The 18332-nt window shown below is 74.4% G+C and carries 15 protein-coding genes; 7 read left to right on the top strand and 8 right to left on the bottom strand.

What is annotated here, in order from left to right; translation table 11 throughout:
* Window positions 1-179 precede the first annotated feature (179 nt).
* Window positions 180-2306, bottom strand: a complete 2127-nt coding sequence (locus AB0L29_RS35020) for a TerD family protein (protein ID WP_365833331.1) — start codon at window positions 2304-2306, stop codon at window positions 180-182.
* A 266-nt stretch (window positions 2307-2572) separates the two neighbouring features.
* Here AB0L29_RS35020 and AB0L29_RS35015 point away from each other — a divergent pair, with 266 nt between their 5' ends.
* Together AB0L29_RS35015 and AB0L29_RS35010 are read left to right on the top strand one after the other, a co-directional pair.
* Window positions 2573-3346, top strand: coding sequence for an IclR family transcriptional regulator (locus AB0L29_RS35015; RefSeq protein WP_365833329.1), 774 nt, complete (start codon window positions 2573-2575; stop codon window positions 3344-3346).
* Window positions 3343-4191: an SMP-30/gluconolactonase/LRE family protein gene (locus tag AB0L29_RS35010; protein ID WP_365833327.1), complete on the top strand. Its 849-nt coding sequence runs from the start codon at window positions 3343-3345 to the stop codon at window positions 4189-4191. The genes AB0L29_RS35015 and AB0L29_RS35010 overlap by 4 nt, the downstream gene beginning before the upstream one ends.
* 62 nt (window positions 4192-4253) lie before the next feature.
* Here AB0L29_RS35010 and AB0L29_RS35005 read toward each other — a convergent pair whose 3' ends face one another.
* The 5 genes from AB0L29_RS35005 to AB0L29_RS34985 all read right to left on the bottom strand — a co-directional run bounded on the left by AB0L29_RS35005 (window position 4254) and on the right by AB0L29_RS34985 (window position 8792).
* Window positions 4254-5651: an FAD-dependent monooxygenase gene (locus AB0L29_RS35005; protein WP_365833325.1), complete on the bottom strand. Its 1398-nt coding sequence runs from the start codon at window positions 5649-5651 to the stop codon at window positions 4254-4256.
* 14 nt (window positions 5652-5665) lie between these two features.
* Window positions 5666-6856 (bottom strand): MAB_1171c family putative transporter, encoded by a 1191-nt coding sequence (locus AB0L29_RS35000; RefSeq protein ID WP_365833323.1) that lies wholly within the window; start codon window positions 6854-6856, stop codon window positions 5666-5668.
* A gap of 31 nt (window positions 6857-6887) precedes the next feature.
* Window positions 6888-8069 carry an MAB_1171c family putative transporter gene (locus tag AB0L29_RS34995; protein WP_365833321.1) on the bottom strand — a complete coding sequence of 394 codons (1182 nt, stop codon included), beginning with the start codon at window positions 8067-8069 and terminating at the stop codon, window positions 6888-6890.
* Window positions 8066-8557, bottom strand: a complete 492-nt coding sequence (locus tag AB0L29_RS34990) for a toxin (RefSeq protein ID WP_365833319.1) — start codon at window positions 8555-8557, stop codon at window positions 8066-8068. Before AB0L29_RS34990 ends, AB0L29_RS34995 begins: the two co-directional genes overlap by 4 nt.
* A gap of 100 nt (window positions 8558-8657) precedes the next feature.
* Window positions 8658-8792: a hypothetical protein gene (locus tag AB0L29_RS34985; protein ID WP_365833316.1), complete on the bottom strand. Its 135-nt coding sequence runs from the start codon at window positions 8790-8792 to the stop codon at window positions 8658-8660.
* Between the two features lie 281 nt (window positions 8793-9073).
* Between AB0L29_RS34985 and AB0L29_RS34980 the strand changes: the two genes are divergently transcribed.
* The 4 genes from AB0L29_RS34980 to AB0L29_RS34965 all read left to right on the top strand — a co-directional run bounded on the left by AB0L29_RS34980 (window position 9074) and on the right by AB0L29_RS34965 (window position 13860).
* Entirely contained in the window at window positions 9074-10432 is a 1359-nt protein-coding gene (locus AB0L29_RS34980) for an extracellular solute-binding protein (RefSeq protein WP_365833314.1), read from the top strand.
* Entirely contained in the window at window positions 10429-11370 is a 942-nt protein-coding gene (locus AB0L29_RS34975) for a sugar ABC transporter permease (protein ID WP_365833312.1), read from the top strand. Before AB0L29_RS34980 ends, AB0L29_RS34975 begins: the two co-directional genes overlap by 4 nt.
* A complete protein-coding gene (locus tag AB0L29_RS34970; RefSeq protein WP_365833309.1) occupies window positions 11367-12227 on the top strand; it encodes a carbohydrate ABC transporter permease in 861 nt (286 codons plus the stop codon). Before AB0L29_RS34975 ends, AB0L29_RS34970 begins: the two co-directional genes overlap by 4 nt.
* Window positions 12228-12345: 118 nt before the next feature.
* A complete protein-coding gene (locus tag AB0L29_RS34965; RefSeq protein WP_365833307.1) occupies window positions 12346-13860 on the top strand; it encodes an alpha-N-arabinofuranosidase in 1515 nt (504 codons plus the stop codon).
* Between the two features lie 90 nt (window positions 13861-13950).
* Here AB0L29_RS34965 and AB0L29_RS34960 read toward each other — a convergent pair whose 3' ends face one another.
* Entirely contained in the window at window positions 13951-16719 is a 2769-nt protein-coding gene (locus tag AB0L29_RS34960; protein WP_365833305.1) for a beta-galactosidase, read from the bottom strand.
* A 391-nt stretch (window positions 16720-17110) separates the two neighbouring features.
* Here AB0L29_RS34960 and AB0L29_RS34955 point away from each other — a divergent pair, with 391 nt between their 5' ends.
* Entirely contained in the window at window positions 17111-17761 is a 651-nt protein-coding gene (locus AB0L29_RS34955; RefSeq protein ID WP_365833303.1) for a DUF4360 domain-containing protein, read from the top strand.
* On the opposite strand, the gene AB0L29_RS34950 is transcribed toward AB0L29_RS34955, so the two are convergent.
* The gene (locus AB0L29_RS34950) at window positions 17715-18152 is read right to left on the bottom strand and encodes an FG-GAP repeat protein (RefSeq protein WP_365833333.1); all 438 of its coding nucleotides are present in this window, start codon (window positions 18150-18152) and stop codon (window positions 17715-17717) included. The two genes, AB0L29_RS34955 and AB0L29_RS34950, sit on opposite strands and share 47 nt — an antisense overlap.
* Between the last annotated feature and the right edge of the window lie 180 nt (window positions 18153-18332).

The raw sequence follows: 18332 nt of genomic DNA, 5'->3' as shown, positions 1-18332 counted from the left end.
CCACCCCCCAGGTCATCCGATCGACAGGGGGCAACAGTCATGCCGGGCCCGGAGGCCAACGGTCCCGTTGCGGAACCGCGGAAAACATAACGGGGGGGGGTACCAGGGGGTGCCGGGGCGGGCGCGGGGCGCGGGTGGGCCGGCCGGGGGCGGGGCCCCGGGCCGACGGCGCCCGGGCCTCACCCCGTCACGGCGCCTTCCTTCGGCGCGCCGCGCCGGGGCGCCGGGCGGTCCAGGTGGGCCACCACCGAGGTGTGGAAGCGGTGCACGGCGTCGTCGACGCTGCGGATGAACCCGGTCTGCGCGCTGCCCCGCCCGCTGCCCATCCCCTTGAACAGGGACAGGCGGAAACCGGTGATCCGGGTGGCGCCGTCCCTCGGCAGCAGGTCCGCCGGTTCGGGACGCAGCCGCTCCAGCGTGCCCCGCGGTCCGCCCGCCTCCCCCTCGACCAGGGTCTCGATGTGCAGGTCCGCCGGTGCCCCGTCCAGACGGCGGACGAGACGCTTGACCCAGGTGAGGGGATAGCCCTGCTCGGGCGCCGGGACCTCGACGGAGGTGCGCAGCTTGCCGGTGCGCAGGTCGGCGCTGATGCCGAGCAGCCCGGGCGCGTCCTCGACGCGCAGCTCCGCCTGGAGCCTGCCCTCGGCGCAGAGCCGGTCGGCCTGCCGGGCCCGGCGGGCGGTGGGATCGGCGCCCCGCCCCGCGCGCTGCACGGGCAGCACCTTCTGGCCGAGCTCGCCGCCCAGCCGGAGGCACACCTGGCGGATCAGCCGCTCCCAGCTCTCGACGACCTCCAGGGCGCGCGGGTCGCCCTGGCACAGGGTCTCGTCGTCGATGCCGTTGCGCACCGGGACCCAGGCCGAGCCCATGTTCTGGAAGCCGTGGCAGCCGGAGTTCTCGTGCTGCAGGTAGTGCAGCAGCTCCTGGAGCAGCCAGGCGTGTGCCGCGTTGCCCACGCCCTCGTGCCGGATCAGCATCTGGGCCTGGTGGGCGACCTCGGCCCACGACAGGTGCCGGAGGGCCACCTTGTGCCTGCGCCGCCCGTCGACCTTGACGTCGACGAGCGGGCTGCCCTCCAGCGCGACGTCGTTCGACAGCGTGACGACCGCCTCGTAGCCGCGGCGGGCGGCGATGTCCATGTACGCCTGCACCTGGTCGGGCCTGAGGGCGTTGCCGTTGGTCTTCGTCTCCACCAGCGCCGTCCACAGCTTGCCGGCCCGCTCGACGCGGATCACCCCGTCCGGGCGCCGGGGGGTGTCGCCGTGCGCCAGCGAGACCTCGGTGAACGTCTCCATGCGGCCCGCCGGCGCTCCGAAGGCCGCGGTGAGCCTGCGGCCGAACTCCGGCACCTGCGCCATCACCGACAGCAGCACGGAGGTGGCCCGCGTCTCCCGGTCCCGGTCGCTCTTGAGCACCGACACCGGGAACAGCCTGGCCGCCTTCCAGGACTCGTTCTCGGCCAGGGACTTCCGGACCGCCCTGGGCAGCGTGATCTTCTTCTTGGCGGTACGGGGCCGGGCACCCGCCCCGGGCCGTGCGGCCTCCCGCCCGGCGGGACGGCGGGGAGCGGGGACGGCGCCGAGCACCGGGCGCGCGGCGGGGCCGCCGGCCTCCCCGGCCCCGTCGGCCCCGCCGCCGGGCGCCGTCGCCGTGACCGCCGCCCCCGCCCGCGCGACGACCCCGCCGCCCGCAGCGACCCCGGCGCTCGCGGTGTCCTCGGTCTCCTCGGTGTCCGCGGCGTCCCGCGGCGCGTCCTCCGCGGTCCCCGCGTCGTCGTCGACGTCGACGCCGAAGTCCGTCGCCAGACCGGCCAGACCGGTGTCGTAGCCCTGGCCGACGGCGCGGAACTTCCACTCGTCCCCGCGCCGGTAGAGCTCGCCGAAGATGATCGCGCTCACCGGGCCGGGATCGTCGATCACGAACCGCAGGAGGTTCTCGCCGGCCGCGTCGGCCAGCGTGACCTTGAGGTCCTGCAGCTCGTCGAAGCGGGCCCGCCCGTACCGGCTCGCGGCCACGACGATCCGTTCGACGCCGTCCGCGACCGCGGTCAGGTCGAAGCCGATCCGGTCCTCGCTGCCCTCGGCCGTCGGTTCCTTGCCCAGCAGCTGCACGCTTCCGTCCGCGGCCACCGGGTTGTTGTAGAAGCAGAAGTCGGCGTCGCTGCGGACCTTTCCGCTCGCGTCCAGCAGCAGGACGGACACGTCCGCGTCGCCCTCCCCGGTCGGGCTCGCCCAGCCCAGGCCGACGATCAACGAGCCGGTGTTCTCGCTCAGGGCCGACAACGACATGTTCGAGCCCTTGACCATGTGGTGCACAAAACCCCCCAGATCGCGCGCCGGGGCACACGTCCTCCCGCCCCGGTCGCCTCCCCTCGCGGCGGGTGTGACCTGCCGCACATCCGGCACTGTAGTGGCCGCGCGGCGCGGCCGTGGGGCGATGGAGGGGATTGGGGTCCGTGCGCGCCGGGCCATTGCCCGGGAAAACGCACTGTGACTAGCCTGTGTTCGTCATGCCGATCGCCTGTTGAAATCTCGAACGCAGGCGCCTGAAACACCAAGGGAGGGGGCCGGTCGTGGGACGCCTCGTACCAGCCGTGACCCGGGCTCTCGACATTCTCGAGCTCTTCCTCGACGGGGACGGCACGCTCTCCGCCCCCGACATCGTGCGCAGGCTCCAGCTGCCGCGCACCACCGTGCACGAGCTGGTGACCACGCTCGCCGCCCGGAAGTACATCGTCCCGGTGACCGGCCAGCCCGGACGCTACCGGCTCGGCGTGCGCCCGTACCAGCTCGGCGCCCGTTACGCCGAGCAGCTCGACCTGGCGGCCGAGGGCCAGCAGGTCGCCCGGTCCGTCGCCGAGACCTGCGACGAGACCGTGCACGTGGCGATCCTGGAGGACACCGACGTCATCTACATCGCCAAGGTCGACTCCACGCACGCCGTGCGGATGGTGTCGGCGGCCGGGCGCCGGCTGCCCGCGCACTGCACCTCCGTCGGCAAGATGCTGCTGGCCTCCCTCCCCGAGCACGAACTCGCCGCGCGCATCCCCGACGGCGCCGGGCTGGCCGCGATGACCCCCAACAGCATCACCGACCCGGCCGCGCTGCGCGAGGCCCTGGCGGAGATCCGCCGGCGGGGCATCGCCGTGGAGAGCCGCGAGTCCAACCCGGACGTCAGCTGCGTGGCCGCGCCGGTGCGGGACCGCACCGGGCAGGTGGTCGCCGCCCTGTCCATCTCCGTGCCCATGATCCGCTGGAGCGAGGAGCGCCTGCCCGAACTGGAGGAGCTCGCCGCGAAGGGCGCCGCGGAGCTGTCCGAGCGGCTCGGTCACCGGAGCGCGGCGTGACGGCGGCGTACGAGGTGGCGGTCCGCGCGCAGGCGGCCCTCGGGGAGGGCCCGACCTGGGACGCGGCGGCGGGCCGGCTCCTGTGGATCGACATCCTGGGCTCCCGGCTGCACACCTACGACCCGGCCTCGGGCCGCCGGACGGTCCGCGCGACGGAGCAGCACGTGGGGGCCGCCAAGCCGCGCGCGGGCGGCGGGCTGGTGCTGAACCTCCGGGACGGCGTCGGCCTGCTGGACGACGACGGGGGCTTTCGCTGGCTGCACCGCGAGCCCGTCCCCGGCCGCCGCGCCAACGACGCCGCGGTCGCACCCGACGGCTCGCTGTGGGCCGGCACCATGCGCTACGACGAGGCGCCCGGCGGCGGCACGCTCTCCCGCGTCACCGGCGACGGCACGGCCGAGGTCGTCCTCGGCGACGTGACCGTCAGCAACGGCACCGGCTGGAGCCCCGACGGCCGGCTGATGTACTACGTCGACACGCCGACCCGCCGCGTCGACGTCTTCGACCACGAGGCCGGGCGGATCACCGGCCGCCGTCCCTTCGCCGAGATCGAGGAGGGCGCGGGCTTCCCCGACGGCCTCACCGTCGACGCCGACGGCTGCGTGTGGGTGGCCCTGTGGGCGGGCGCGGCGGTACGCCGCTACACGCCGGACGGCGAGCTGGACCGCGTGATCGAGCTGCCGGTGCCCCTGGTGACGGCGTGCGCCTTCGCGGGCGCGGACCTGACCGACCTGTACGTCACGACGGCCCGCGCCGGCCTGGCGGCGCCGCACCCGCTGGCGGGGTCGCTGCTGGTGGTGCCCGGGGCGGGCAGGGGGGTGGCGCAGCCGGCGTTCGCGGGCTGAGGAGGCCGGCGCCGGGGCCGGCCGGGCGCGCGGCCCGCTCCGGGCGGCGCACCCGCTCCGGCTCACCCTCCGGTGCGGTCCAGCGCGCTCAGCACCCTGCGCTCACCCGGCGTCAGCGGCGGCCCCGCCGCCGGGGGCAGGGGGGAGCCCGCCAGGGCCGCCAGCACCGCGTCCGGGCGGAACAGCCGCGCCGGGCCGGTGCGCAGGCTCGTCACGTCCCAGACGGCGCAGGCCGCGCGGTAGGAACCCGTGGCCGCCCTCGTCATGCGGCGGGTGTACGCCGTGACGAGACGGTCGGCGGGCCCCGGCCGCCCGCCGCGCACCCCGGGGTAGAGCACGTCCTGACTGACCGCCATGGACCAGGCCGCGTCGACGGACCGGGCGGCCCCGCGCTGCGCGCGGCGGGCGAGGCCGGGTGCCGCGGGGCCGGTGCGCCGCAGCTCCCGGGCGAGGACCCGGGCGCCGAGCGCGGCCACCGACATGCCCTGCCCGTAGGCGGGGTTGAAGGTGGCCAGGGCGTCGCCGAGGACCACGAGGCCCTCGGGCCACCGCGCAGTCCGCTCCAGGTACCGCCGGACGTTGCTGGTGGAGCGGCTGACGTGCACGTCGGTGAGCGGTTCGGCGCCGGAGATCAGCCGGCCCACGATCGGGTCCGGCAGGTCGAGCGTGTACCGCAGGAAGCCCTCGGGGTTCGCGGGCGGCTCGCCGCCCCGGGTGCCGGCGAGGCTGACCATCCAGCGGTCCCCCTCGATCGGCAGGACCATGGCGCTGCGGCCCGGGCGGGCGGTGTAGGGATCGGCCTGGACGACCGTCAGGGGGAAGTGCCCGGCGCCGTCCGGGACCCGGTAGACGCGGGTCGCGTTGACCAGGCCGGGGTCGACGGTCCGCTCCCGGACGCCGGTGACCCCGAGCCCGTCCAGCCAGGTGACGATGCGGGAGCCGCGGCCGCTGGCGTCGACGACGAAGTCGGCGTCCAGGCGCGTCTCCCCGGAGCCGGCCGCGACGCGGACGCCGGTCACGTGCCGCGCGGAGCCCAGCAGTCCCACCGCCCGGGCCTTGCGGATCCGCGTCCCGGTGTGGGCCAGGACCGCGCTGCGCACCGCCCAGTCCAGCAGCGCGCGCGTGCAGGTGAGCATGGCGGGCCCGGCGTGGCGCCACCGCCGGAACCAGCCCTCGGGCGTGAGCGCCAGCATGCCCGAGCCGAGGGGTATCTCGTGCGCGCCGGCCGCGAGCAGGTGCTTGCGCACGCTCACGCCCGGCACGAGGTCCTCCATGGCGGCCAGTCCTCCGGCCATGAGCAGGTGCGCGTGCCGTCCCTGCGGCAGGCCCCTGCGGTGCTCCGGTCCCTCGGGCAGGTCGTCACGGTCCAGGACGAGCACTTCGTCCACGGCGGTGGACAGGGCCGCCGCGGCCAGCATGCCGGCCAGGCCGGCACCGATGACGACAGCTCTACGCGACATGCGGCTCCTCGGAGTCAGCCATGGGTCCAGCCATGGGAGGCCTTCACCGTACCTTCACGTACGGCGGTGGCGGCGGCCGAGCGGTCCAGCGCCCGCGCCAGCTCCACCAGCCCGTCCGTACCGGAGACCTCCGTGGCGTGCAGGCGGTACGAACTGGGCTTGTCGAAGGGCTCCTCGCCGGCGGCGGCCCGGCGGGCGGCGTCGGCGAGCATGGCCGCCTCGGAGACCAGCCGGGCCTCGTGGGGGGAGCGGCCCGCCCGCAGGGCGGCGTCGCGTGCGCGCTCGCGGACCCGGTCGTCGAAGTACGGGGCCAGCGCGAGCAGGGCGTCGTGGATGGCCACCTCGCGCCAGTGCAGCCGCTCCTGGGGGAGCTGCCACCAGGAGGCCGGCGGCCTGGGGGAGGTGAGGGAGACCGAACGCACCAGGGACCACAGCGGGTTCAGCCGCCGGTGGTCGCTCAGGCCGCGCCAGTGGGCGAGGGCCGGCGGCAGCAGCCTGGGCAGGACGAAACCGGCGGAGCAGACCAGCGCGGCCAGCGAGGCCATGGGCGGGGCGACGTCGGTGGACAGCACGTCGAGGTCGTGGCCCCGCCAGCGCGCCACGACCGCCGTGTACTTCGTCAGCTGGAAGCCGGCCAGGTCCAGCACCGAGCTGGCCAGGATCAGTCTCAGGCCGAGCCGCAGCAGGCCGGTGACCTCGCGCCCCCACTTGACGCACAGGACGCACATCACCAGCATCGCCGCGCTGTGCCCGAGCAGGTAGAGCAGGATCATCTCCCGCATGTACGGCGTGTTGGCGTAGTACGTGTCGAGGTCGCGGAGCCGTTCGGTGCGCGCGTCGGCGAGGGCGAACAGCACGACGATGGCGACCACCAGCAGGCCGTAGCCGACGATGCTGCGCAGCACCATGCGCCGCACCCGCTCGCGGGGGCCGCCCCGCCAGTTGATCAGCAGGATGAGCAGCGAGCAACTGTACGCGGAGAGCATGCCGTAGGTCAGCGGGGCGCCGAAGTTCGGGATGCCGGTGAGGTCGTTGACGGCGGCCAGGGTCAGCGGCGCGGAGCAGACGAAGACGAGGGTGCCGAGGCCGATCGCGACACAGGTCGACAGGGCCAGGGGGTCGCGTACGACCGTGCGCGGGCGGCGGAACAGCAGCAGGCCGGACAGCCCGAACACGGCCGCGGCCAGGTACACCACGAGGCTCATGACGGACGGCTCCGTTCCGGCGGCACCCCGTTCACGCGGTGCCCGTCGTGGTCGTGCCGCTCGGCACGCGGGCGGGGACGGCGGGAGCGGAGCCGGCCAGCGCGTCGGCGATCCGGGCCAGGGCGGCCGGCCCCGGCACCCGGTCCAGGAGCCGGCCGGCCCCGTCGGGCGGGGGGACGTCCCGTCCCCGGTCCGCCTCGTCCCGCGCCGCCGCCGCGATGACCGCGGCCCACGCGGCGGCCTCCGCCCGCTCCGGGTCGCACGTCGTGTGCAGCGCGGCCCGGCGGGTGCGGTCGTACAGGACCGGGTCGAAGTAGGCGTCGAGGTGGGTCAGCGCGTTGTGGATGCTCGTCTGACGCCACATCAGCCGGGTGGTGGGGGAGGAGAACCGGGGCCGCGGCAGGCGCAGCGCGCGGCGCGTGAGGACGTCGTCCAGCACGCGCTCCAGGGGGGCGAGCCGCGTGTACGTCCGGCAGGCCTGCCGCCACTCCGTCAGCCGGGGCGCCGCCAGCGGGATCATGACACCGGTGACCGTCACCAGGGCGCCCAGCCCGGCGGCCGCCGGGGCGACGTTCGTGCCGAGCGCCGACCAGTCGCGCCCGCACCAGCGGGCGATCACGGCGACGAGCTTGGTCACGCTGTAGCCGCAGTTGCACAGCGAGCCCACGCCCAGCACCGTCAGCCCCACGCGCAGCCAGCCGTCCACCCGGCGGGCCCACCGCAGCGACGAGACCGTGGTGACGCTCACCGCGGTGAGGTGCGCGACCAGGTACAGGACGATCATCTCGGCGATGAAGGGCGTCGTCGCGTAGTAGGTGTCCAGGTCGGTGCGGCGTTCCACGGGCGCCTCGCCCAGGGCGTACGTGACCGCGATGCCGACGACGACGCACACGTAGGCGAGGACCCAGCGGCGGGCGGTGCGGTGCACCCGCGGCCCGCCGCGCCAGTAGACGACCAGGACCTGGGACGCGGCGCAGTACGCGGTGATCGCCGCGTACGTCAGCGGCGCGGCCAGGTTCGGGAAGCCGGTGAGATGGTTGACGAAGCCGACCGTCGGCGGGGCCCCGAGGAAGAAGCACAGGCCGGCCAGGCCCAGCACCGCGCAGATGGCCCGCAGGTAGGGGTCGCCGCGGTGGCGCAGCAGATCGGGCGCCTTCAGCGTCAGACCGAGCCAGAGCACACCGCAGCTGAGGTAGTTGGTGAGGGTGCTCATCTGCGGGTCCCGCGGTAGTCGAGCGCGGCGCCGATGCGGCCGGCGAGGTCCTGGACATCGTTGCCCCGGGCCGCGAACGCCGAGTCCGCCGACGCCTCCAGCCAGGTGCGCAGCCGACGGCCCATCAGCATGCCGAACCGGTCCGCCTCCTGCTCCTCCGCCAGGCTGAAGTCCGTGCGCGCGGCGACGAGCCGCGGACGCTCCCCGCCGGCCGGGACGGACCGGGTCCTCATGTGCCACACCTCGTGGCAGAGGATCACGATCTGGTGCCACACGGCGGCCCGTTCGTCGACGACCACGTCGTCGTGCGTCTCGCGCTCCAGCCACAGCCCGCTGGCGGTGTGCGGCGGGAAGACCGCCCGGTGGACGACCACCTCGCGGCCCCGCCACGCGCTGACCGAGGCGACCAGCGCCTCGAACAGGACCTCGGGGTCCGCCGGCACCGGAACCCGTATGGGGTCGATGAGGGCGTCAGCGAGGCGACGCATCTCCCTCCTCGTACGCACCGTTCTCCCCCTGCTCGCGTGGGCGTGGCTCGGTCATCTGTGCAATATGCCAAGACGGGTGCCGTCTCAGCCACCTCGGCGGTCATCCGGTGACCGCCGGCGTGCTGCGCGGGGCGGCGGCCAGGACCCCGGCCGGGACCCACCGGAAGGAGGGGCGGAACTCGCCGAGGAACCCGGCGGGACCCAGCGCCCTCGTCCGCGCGCCCGCGCAGTCCATCGCGCCTCCTCGTCCACCATGCCGCCGCCCACAGGGCGTTCGAGCCTACGCGGCCATGCGTGTCCACGTCACGCGATCCGGTCCGGCGACGGGCCGGTCCGGGAGCGCGGCGCACGGTTGCCGTCCGATCCTGTCCGAACCATTGACGCGCGGACGCTTCGATCCTACGGTCCCGTTCGAAGTTACGAGCGCTATCCGAAATATCGAACGCAATTAGGTCGGTCACGGCCGAAGAACCGGGCACCACGATCTCTGGACACCTCGAACAGTAAGGGCAGGGCATGGGACGACCTGGCCTGGATCGCAGGCAGTTGCTGGGCGGGCTCGGGGGGCTGCTCGTCGCCGGCGGCTTCGGCTTCGCCGCCCTCGGCACCGGCGCCGGCGCGCTGGCCTCCGGCGCCGACACCCGGGTGCGCTACTGGAACCTCTTCAGCGGCGGCGACGGCTACAACATGATCGCGATGCTGGACGCCTTCCGTAAGGCCAACCCGGACATCGCCGTGAAGGACTCCACCCTCCAGTGGGGCAGCCCCTTCTACACCAAGCTCGCCATGGCCGCGGCGGGCAACCGCGCACCGGAGCTCGGCGTCATGCACCTGGGCCGGGTCCCCGGCTTCTCGCCCGGCCGCCTCCTGGACCCCTGGGACGTCGGCCTGCTCGCCGAACACGGCGTGCGGGAGGAGGACTTCAACCCCGAGCTGTGGAAGCGGGCCGTCGTCGGCGGCGAGCTCTACGCCCTGCCGCTCGACATCCACGTCCAGCTCTGCTTCTACCGCAAGGACGTGCTGGGGAAGGCGGGCCTGCTCGGCGACGACGGCCGGATCGTGCCCGTCACCTCCACCGACGAGTGGTTCGAGGTGCTGAAGGAGGCGAAGAAGGCCACGAAGAGGGGGCTGCAGACCATCGGCCTGTGGCACAACGACCAGAACTTCCAGTGGTGGTTCTTCGTCGCCTTCTACACCCAGCTCGGCGGCACCTGGTTCGACGACGCCCGCACCGAGGTCACCTTCGACACCGGAAAGGCCGTCCAGGTGCTGGAGTTCCTGCGCCGGCACATCACCGACGGGTACGCCGACCCGGGCTTCGGGGGCGGCGCGGGCGCCGAACAGTTCGTCAACGGCGCCCCCTTCGCCTGGGAGGGCAACTGGTCGGTGCCGGTCTTCGACGGCGCGAAGCTCGACTACGGCGCGACCCCGCTGCCGCCCGTCTTCGGCAGACCGGCCACCCACGCCGAGTCGCACGCCTTCGTCCTGCCGCACCAGGCCGGCCGCGGCGGCGCCGCCGACGAGGCCGCGCACCGGCTCGCCGCCCACATCGTCCGGCACGCCCGGCAGTGGGCGGCCGGCGGGCACATCCCCGCCCACACACCGACCCTGTCCACGGCCGCGTACCGGGAGCTGAAGCCGCAGAGCGAGTACGTCTCGGCCATGGACCACCAGGCCACCGAGCCGAAGGTGTGGTTCGCCGGCTCCACCGGCATCCTCGCCCAGCGCGTCGGCCCGATCGTCGTCTCCTCGACGACGGGCTCCGCCGGGCCGGACGTGGCCGCGCGCCGGATGAGGAGCGAGCTCCCCCGGCTCCTCGCCGTGAAGAACCCCATGGACGGCCGCACCGCCGCGCAGGGAGGTGCGGCCGGATGACGACGACCGGCGCCGGGGCGGTCGTCCGCCCGGCACGCGCGAAGGCCGCCGCCGGCAGCGCGACCGTCCGCCGCGGGCAGGGCTTCCAGCACGGCGGCTGGTTCGTCGCCCCGTTCCTGGCGCTGTTCGCGCTGTTCGTGGTCTGGCCGCTGCTGCGCGGCGTCCACCTCAGCTTCACGGACGCCAACATCTCCGGCGAGGGCGCGCGCTTCGTCGGCCTCGACAACTACCGCGAGGCCCTGGACGACCCGCTGATGTGGGACGCGCTGGGCCACAGCGCCCTCTTCACGCTGCTCGTCGTGCCCTGCGTCACGGTCCTCGCCTTCCTCCTCGCGATGCTGGCCCACCACATCGAGCGCGGGAAGTGGCTGTGGCGGCTGTGCTTCTTCATGCCGTTCCTGCTGCCGTCCACCGTCGCCGCCAACCTGTGGCAGTGGCTGTTCAACCCCGGCACCGGCATGGTCAACCACGTCCTCGGCATCGGGACGCCGTGGCTGACCGACAAGTCGTACGCCCTGCTCGCCGTCGTGATCTGCACCCTGTGGTGGACGGCCGGCTTCAGCTTCCTGCTCTACCTGGCCGCGCTCCAGGGCATCCCCGCCCACCTGTACGAGGCCGCCAGGCTGGACGGCGCCAACGCCTGGCACCGCACGGTCCACATCACCCTGCCGATGCTGCGCAACATCACCGGCCTCGTCGTCGCCCTGCAGATCCTCGCCTCGCTCCAGGTCTTCGACCAGGCCGTCGTGATGATGGACTTCCTGCCGGGACCCGAGGGCGCGACCCGCACGATCGTGCAGTACACCCTCGAAGAGGGCTTCACCGGCTACCGCGTGGGCTACGCCTCCGCGATCTCCGTCATCTTCTTCGTACTCATCGCGGCCGTCGCCCTCGCGCGGACGTGGCTGCTGCGCAACCGTGAGGAGGACGGCCGATGACCACCGCCGTACCGGTGCGCAAGGGGCCGCGCAGGCCCTGGACACCGAGCCAGATCGTGCTCACCCTCCTCGGCGCGGCCGTCTCCGCGGTGATGCTCTCGCCGCTGGCCTGGGCCCTGTTCACCTCCCTGAAGACGGAGACCGAGGCCGTCGAGGTGCCGCCGCACTGGCTGCCCGAGGACTGGACCGGCCAGGCCTGGACGGCCCTTCTCGAGACCGGGAACATCACCGGCTGGTTCGTGAACTCCCTGGTCGTCTCCGTCTGCGTCACCACCGTCGTGCTGGTGGTCGGCGCGCTCGCCGGATACGGCTTCGCCCGCACCGAGTTCCGCGGCAGGAGAGCCCTGCTGGGCCTGGTCATGGCCGGCCTGATGGTCTCGCCCGCGGTCCTCGGCGTGCCGCTGTTCACCACCGTCCAGCAGATGAACATGGTCGACACCTACTGGGGCATGATCCTGCCGCAGTGCGCGCCCGCCGCGATGGTCTACATCCTCTACAAGTTCTTCCAGGGCGTCCCGCGCGAACTGGAGGAGGCCGCCTTCATCGACGGCGCCGGACGCTGGCGGGTCTTCCTCACCGTCGTCCTGCCGCTGTCGCGCCCCTCCCTCGCCGCGGTCGGCATCTTCACCTTCATCGCCTCCTGGAACAACTTCCTGTGGCCCTACACGGTGACCAACGACCCCGACCTGATGACCATGCCGAACGGCATCGCGACCGTCATGAACTCCTACGGCATCCAGTGGGCCCAGCTCATGGCCGGCGGCCTGATGGCGGGCCTGCCGCTGATCGTCGTCTTCGTCTTCTTCCAGCGCCAGATCGTGGCGGGTGTCGCGCACACCGGCCTGGCGGGCCAGTGAGGAGCCCGGCGGGGCGCGCACCCCTGCCCTGAACGCCGCGGCACCCCCGCCCCGCCGCCGGCCGCGCACGACCCGCGGCCGCCGGCGCACCGCACACCACCCTCCCCGGAAGGCAACCATGCGTACTGCCCGCTTCACCCTCGACCCCGCCTTCACCGTCGGCAGGGTCGATCCCCGTCTCTTCGGCTCCTTCGTGGAGCACCTCGGCCGCTGCGTCTACACCGGCGTCTTCGAACCCGGCCACCCCGCGGCCGACGCCCAGGGCCTGCGCACCGACGTCCTGGACCTCGTGCGCGAACTCGGCGTCACCGTCGTCCGCTACCCCGGCGGCAACTTCGTCTCCGGCTACCGGTGGGAGGACTCCGTCGGCCCCGTCGAGGACCGCCCCCGCCGCCTCGACCTCGCCTGGCACTCCACCGAGACCAACCGCTTCGGCCTGTCCGAGTACATCGCCTTCCTGCGCGAGATCGGCCCCCGGGCCGAGCCCATGATGGCCGTCAACCTCGGCACCCGCGGCGTCGCCGAGGCCCTCGAACTCCAGGAGTACGCCAACCACCCCGGCGGGACGGCCCTTTCGGACCTCAGGGCGGCCCACGGCGACAAGGACCCCTTCGGCATCCGCCTGTGGTGCCTGGGCAACGAGATGGACGGCCCCTGGCAGACCGGGCACAAGACGGCCGAGGAGTACGGCCGGACCGCCGCCGAGACGGCCCGCGCGATGCGCCAGGCCGACCCCTCCGTCGAACTGGTCGCCTGCGGCAGCTCGGGCCGGTCCATGCCCACCTTCGCCGAGTGGGAGGCGACGGTCCTGGCCGAGACCTACGACCTCGTCGACTACGTCTCCCTGCACGCCTACTACGAGCCGGCCGACGGCGACGTCGACTCCTTCCTCGCCTCCGCCGTCGACATGGAGTCCTTCATCGAGGACGTGGTCGCCACCTGCGACCACGTCGGCGCACGGCTGAAGTCGAAGAAGAGGATCAACCTCTCCTTCGACGAGTGGAACGTCTGGTACCTCTCCCGCTGGGAGCAGCAGGCCAAGACGTTCGGGCGGCACGACTGGCCCGAGGCCCCGCGCCTGCTGGAGGACAACTACAGCGTCACCGACGCCGTCGTCTTCGGCTCCCTGCTCATCGCCCTGCTCCGGCACGCCGACCGCGTCACCGTCGCCTGCCTCGCCCAGCTCGTCAACGTCATCGCCCCGATCATGACCGAGCCGGGCGGCCCGGCCTGGCGGCAGACGACGTTCTTCCCGTTCGCGCAGGCCTCCAGGTACGGCCGGGGCGAGGTCCTCGACGTCCGCGTGGACTCGCCGACGTACGAGACGGGCAAGTACGGCGAGACCGACCTGCTGCACGCCACCGCCGTACGCGCCGACGACGGCTCGGTCACCGTCTTCGCGGTCAACCGCAGCCGCACCGGGGAACTCCCGCTCGACGTCGCCCTCGCCGGCCTCGGCGTCACGTCGGTCGTCGAGCACAGCGCGCTCGCGGACGCCGACCCCGACGCCCGCAACACCCTCGCCGAGCCCGGACGGGTCACCCCGCACGCGGTCGGCGGCACGGCCGTCGGGGACGGCAGGCTGACCGCCGTCCTGGAGCCGCTGTCCTGGAACGTGATCAGGCTGGCGTAGGGCCTGTCGTCGCGGGGCAGGCGGGAGTTCGACGACAGGCCCTGGCCGCGCCGGGGCGGAGGAGCGGGGGAAGCGGGCTCCCCGGGCCGGTCACCGGCCCGGGGAACCGACCGGCTCCACGGGCACGCCGCCGGCCGCCGAGGCCGGCAGCGTCAGCCGTACGTCCCCCGGACCCGCCGGTGTGGTCCCGTCCGCCAGCACCGCCAGGGCGAGGGTGTTCTCCCCCCGGGTGCGCAGGATCCCGTTCGGCAGTACGAAGGGGTGGCGCGGGCCCGCGTCGTTGACGTACTGGCCCATGTTCCAGCCGTTGAGGAAGACCTGGACGCGGTAGGCGCGGTCCGGGTCGTCGTCGAGGACGAGCCCGAAGGAGGCGTCCACACCCGGATCGACGTCCAGCCGGAACGCCGTCCGGTACCAGGTCACCCCCTGGCGCCGGTCCGCGCGCGGGAACTCCACCGGCTGCCAGCCGGCGTCGTCGTGTCCCGGCAGGTGCCAGCCCTCCCGCTCGCCGTACAGGCCGCCGTTGTTCACCGGCCCGCGCACCGGATCGGGTCCGGCCGCGCCGCACAGCCGCCAGGTGACGTCCGGGGAGGCGCCGGCGAAGCGGACCGAGGCCAGTCCGCGGGCCTGCTGGTCCTGGTCGTCCCGCCCGTCCCGGTCGTCCCGCGTCGGTCTCACGAGCACCGACAGCACGTGCCGGCCGGGCCCGCGCAGCCGCCTCGGCACGGCGAAGGCGGCCGTGGCGGTCCGCGTCCCCCGCTCCGCCGTGTCCCCGTCCGGGACCGGCGTCCGGTGCGTGCCCAGCGGGTGCCCGTCCAGCCAGGCCATCAGCAGCCCCTGCGGGCCGGTGCCGTAGGACAGGGACACCGAGGTCACCCCGCGCGCGTCCGTGAACTCGCCCCGGTACCAGACGTCCCCGTGGTGGAAGCCGTAGCCGTCGGCGGACAGCACGGGCTGCCCGCCGGGCACGGGGGCGGCGGCGGACGAGGCGGTGCCGGGCGAGGCGGTCCGGCCGGCGACCGTCCAGCCGGAGTCGTCGAACCCCGGCTCGGACTCCGGGTTCTCGGTCCGGCGCCGCCAGCCGCCGAGCGCGGGCGGCACCGGCGCGGACACGCCGGGCAGCAGCCGCTGGGCCATCAGGCTCCCCGTGGCGCTGACCCTCGTGCGCACCGGCCGCCCGTTCCAGGTGACGTCGGTGAGGCCGGGCGGCCCCCACACCTCCAGGCCGGTCTCGGCGACGGTGTCGCCGGTGAGGTGCGCGGTGGAGCCGCGCAGCGCGACGTCGCGCAGCAGGGCCGGGCCGTAGACCAGGAGCGGGCCGGACGGGGTCTCGCGCGGCCACAGCCGCAGGGAGGTCGCGTCGTCGGCGAACAGCAGCAGCAGGGGGCGCGGGTCGTCACCGCCCTCCACCCGCACCCGGCTCAGCCCGCCGGCGCCGAGCGGAGCGGCCACGGTCAGCCGGCCGTCGGCGTACGACCAGGCCGGCTCCCGGTCCAGCCGGGTCGTGACCGGCTGCTCCCGGCACTCCAGCACGACCTGCGCCATCTCGCCGCGCCGGCCCGCGAACACGGCGATGTCCTGCCGTCCGACGCCCAGGGCCAGCATGGGCGGCACGGTGGAGTACGCCAGCTTCCGCCGCCCCAGCCGCAGCCCGGTGGTAAGCAGCCTGGCGTCCCGCGCCGCGACCGTGACCGGCACGTCGATCCCGGCGTCCGGCAGGGTGGTGGAGACGTCCTCGGCGGAGTCGTTGCGCAGGACGTGGACGCGGGCGCCGGTGTCGGGGTTGGTCAGGCGCCGGACCTCCAGCCGCGGGTCCGCGGCCGCCGCCCGCGCGGCCCGCTCCAGCTTGGCGAGGTCGGGCACGTGGCGCAGCAGGTGCCCGAGCTGGTGCAGCGGGGCGAGCGCGGCCGTCTGGTTCCGGGCCGCGCCGAAGGCCGCGCCGCGGTCGTGGGGGGCGGGGACGGCCGACGCGGACAGCCAGCCCCACGAGGTGCCGCCGAAGGCCGTGGAGCGGTGCACCCGGACCCCGTCGGCCAGATCGGCGAGGCGGGCCCGCCGCTCGTCCGCCGCGTCGCTCGTCCGCCCCGCCCGCGCGTGGTCCGGGCCTCGGCGCGGGCCGGGCCGGCCGTCGTCCGCCCGCTCGTCGCCGTCGCCGTCGAGGAGCGGTACGTCGATGCCGTCGGCGCGCGCCCTGCGGCGCAGGTGGTCCCGGTAGGCGTGGGAGCCGTGCGCGTCCTCGATCCGGTAGAGCAGCACCGTGCCCGTGCCCCGGGTGAACAGGTGCCGGGCGGCGACGGCGTGGACGGCGGACAGCCACGCGTCGGCGTGGCGCAGGTACTCGGGATCGGTGGTCCGCGCCCGGACCCCGGCGGCCGTCAGCCAGCCCGGCAGGCCCCCGCCGTCGAGGCCGGCGCCGATGTACGGGCCCGGGCGCAGCACCACGTACAGGCCGGTCTCGGCGGCCGTCCGCAGCAGCAGGTCCAGGTCGCGCACCCCGGTGAAGTCGTGACGGCCCGGCGCGGGGGAGTGGTAGTTCCAGGCGACGGGGACGTCGACCGCGTTGTAGCCGTGGGCGCGCATCCTCTGCAGCACGTCCCGCCACAACGACGGGCTCGGCAGCCGGAAGAAGGGCAGCTCGCCCGACCACAGCACCAGACGCCTGCCGTCGACCAGCAGCGAATACCGGTCGAACCCGACCTCGTGCCGCTCGCCGTCCGCGCCCGGCGGGCCGGGCGGCGGGCCGGTGGGGGCGACGCGCGGTGCGTCCGGGCGGGGCGCCGCTCCGCCGCTGCCGGTCAGCGCGAGGCCGAGCGCCGCCGTGCCGGCCAGCGCGGTGAAGGTACGCCTGCTGAGCTCCAAGGGAGCGCCTCCTGTGGTGCCTGCCGTGCGGGGGTGCCGGTGGGCCATTCTGTACGGCGGGGGCCTCCCGGGTCATATGAGGAGCCCCGCACGCACGGACCGCGGGCGCCCCCTCCGGAGGACTCTCCGCCCTGAAAACGAGCGGGTGTTCGCGCCGGGGCGGCCGTCCCCGGCCGTCGTACGCCCCCGCCGCGGCCGCCGTACGGCACGCCGCGGCCAGGGGCGCGGTGAATGGCCGGAGATGTACCTGGCCGCCCCGCACCCGGCCGCCTACGATGCGACCGCCCCCGGCCTTCACCGCTCCTTCATCGATCCCTCACAGGCCGGGAGCGCGTGGGCTGCTGTTTGGCATGCTCACGTCACCACCCCCCACTGCACGGATGGGAGAACCATGGCCACCGGCCTGCTCCTGAGCGGCGCGATCGCCGCGCTCCTCGGCACCGCACTGCCCGCACAGCACTCGTCCCCCGGGTTCGTCGACCCGCCCCCGGACAAGATCGTCATCAAGGTCGCCACGGTGAACGGATCGGGCTGTCCGCAGGGCACGGCGGCGGTCGCCGTCTCCGAGGACAACACCGCGTTCACGGTGACCTACAGCGACTACCTCGCCCAGGCGGGCGGGGGCTCCGACCCCACCGCGTTCCGCAAGAACTGCCAGCTCAACCTGATCGTCCACGTCCCGCAGGGCTTCACCTACGCCGTCGCCAGCGCGGACTACCGGGGCTTCGCCTCGCTCCAGCCCGGCGCGAGCGCCACCCAGCGGGCCTCGTACTACTTCCAGGGCTCCTCGGACACGGTCTTCCGGACCCACCCCTACAGCGGCCCCTACAACGACAACTGGCAGGCCACCGACACCACCGACTGGGCCCAGCTGGTCTGGGCGCCCTGCGGGGTCCAGCGCAACTTCAACATCAACACGGAGCTGCGGGTGAACGCCGGCACCCAGGCGGCCGACAAGGTCAGCTTCATGGCGATGGACTCCACCGACGGCGACATCAGCACGGTGTACCACCTGGCGTGGAAGGAGTGCCCGGAGTCCTGACGGGACGACCGGGACGCGGCCCGCACCGGCTCGCCGGGCGGGCCGCGTGGACGTGCTCCTCGAGGATCCTGGCGGAAGCGGCCGGGCGGCCGCGGTCCGGCCGGTCCCGCACGCCGAGGGGCGGAACGGCAGACCCGGCGGCCTCGCTCCGCGGCTCCCTGTCGTCCTGTGGCTGCTCGCTGCCGTTGGAGTTCGCCGTCCATGGTGCGAGGACGGCGACGAGGCCGCCTCGGGCGGGGGCGTCGACGGTGGTGCCGTCGCCGGAACTTTCACCGGGGACCCCGGCCACCAGGTCGAGCCGGCCGTCGCCGTCCAGGTCGCAGGAGCCGGAGGCGTCGAAGCCGTACGGTGTCCCGGGAGCCGCGTGGGCGGGAAGCGCCGTAAGCCCCAGGACAGCCGTCGCGGCGCAGGCGACCAGGGACGGCTGCGGCCGGACGTGCTTGCCGCCGGGTCAGGCGGTCATGCGGATCTGTACGCTCATGCCTTGCTCTTGAGCCAGACGACGATGCGGTCGAACACGCCCGGTTCGCTCAGCAGGGAGCCGCCGTGTGCGGAGCCGGTGACGGTGTGG

The sequence above is a fragment of the Streptomyces sp. NPDC052701 genome (assembly GCF_040678355.1).
In the GTDB taxonomy this organism is placed as follows: domain Bacteria; phylum Actinomycetota; class Actinomycetes; order Streptomycetales; family Streptomycetaceae; genus Streptomyces.
Note: the sequence above shows the minus strand (reverse complement) of the source record. Positions and strands in the feature narration are given on the sequence as shown.

What these genes read in the sequence shown, in the direction of transcription:
- AB0L29_RS35020 (WP_365833331.1), bottom strand. Translation starts at nt 2,306, where the DNA reads ATGGTCAAGGGCTCGAACATGTCGTTGTCGGCCCTGAGCGAGAACACC.
- AB0L29_RS35005 (WP_365833325.1), bottom strand. Translation starts at nt 5,651, where the DNA reads ATGTCGCGTAGAGCTGTCGTCATCGGTGCCGGCCTGGCCGGCATGCTG.
- AB0L29_RS35000 (WP_365833323.1), bottom strand. Translation starts at nt 6,856, where the DNA reads ATGAGCCTCGTGGTGTACCTGGCCGCGGCCGTGTTCGGGCTGTCCGGC.
- AB0L29_RS34995 (WP_365833321.1), bottom strand. Translation starts at nt 8,069, where the DNA reads ATGAGCACCCTCACCAACTACCTCAGCTGCGGTGTGCTCTGGCTCGGT.
- AB0L29_RS34990 (WP_365833319.1), bottom strand. Translation starts at nt 8,557, where the DNA reads ATGCGTCGCCTCGCTGACGCCCTCATCGACCCCATACGGGTTCCGGTG.
- AB0L29_RS34985 (WP_365833316.1), bottom strand. Translation starts at nt 8,792, where the DNA reads ATGGACTGCGCGGGCGCGCGGACGAGGGCGCTGGGTCCCGCCGGGTTC.
- AB0L29_RS34980 (WP_365833314.1), top strand. Translation starts at nt 9,074, where the DNA reads ATGGGACGACCTGGCCTGGATCGCAGGCAGTTGCTGGGCGGGCTCGGG.
- AB0L29_RS34975 (WP_365833312.1), top strand. Translation starts at nt 10,429, where the DNA reads ATGACGACGACCGGCGCCGGGGCGGTCGTCCGCCCGGCACGCGCGAAG.
- AB0L29_RS34970 (WP_365833309.1), top strand. Translation starts at nt 11,367, where the DNA reads ATGACCACCGCCGTACCGGTGCGCAAGGGGCCGCGCAGGCCCTGGACA.
- AB0L29_RS34965 (WP_365833307.1), top strand. Translation starts at nt 12,346, where the DNA reads ATGCGTACTGCCCGCTTCACCCTCGACCCCGCCTTCACCGTCGGCAGG.
- AB0L29_RS34955 (WP_365833303.1), top strand. Translation starts at nt 17,111, where the DNA reads ATGGCCACCGGCCTGCTCCTGAGCGGCGCGATCGCCGCGCTCCTCGGC.